Below are 427 nucleotides of genomic sequence, written 5' to 3' on the forward strand. Positions count from 1 at the left end.
GGCCGAGGGTCACGCGGACGGCGTCGGCCAGCTTGTCGACGCCGCGCTCGAGGGAACGCCGGGCGTCCTCGTCGAAGTGGATGATCTTGGGCATGGAGACCTCTTCGATCCGGGGGTTCTGGGGGTGGGACGCAGAACGCCCCGGGGACCCGGCAACGGGGTCGCCCGGGGCGGTCAGGTGGAGCGGGGTGAGCTCAGCTCACTTCACGACCACGGCGAGCAGGTCGCGGGCCGAGAGCACGAGGTAGTCCTCGCCGGCGTAGCGCACCTCGGTGCCGCCGTACTTCGAGTAGACGACGACGTCGCCCACGTTGACGTCCAGGGGGACGCGGTTGCCGTTGTCGTCGATGCGGCCGGGGCCGACGGCGATGACGGTGCCCTCCTGGGGCTTCTCCTTGGCCGTGTCCGGGATGACCAGACCGGAGGC

The 427-nt window shown here is 71.0% G+C and carries 1 protein-coding gene; it reads right to left on the minus strand.

Annotation, left to right across the window (positions count from 1 at the left end):
* Nucleotides 1-199: 199 nt before the first annotated feature.
* Nucleotides 200-427: co-chaperone GroES (gene groES, locus M3677_RS17515; RefSeq protein WP_251161215.1), on the minus strand; the 228-nt coding region annotated here is incomplete at its 5' end.

It is taken from the genome of Curtobacterium sp. P97 (assembly GCF_023712445.1).
Taxonomy (GTDB): domain Bacteria; phylum Actinomycetota; class Actinomycetes; order Actinomycetales; family Microbacteriaceae; genus Curtobacterium.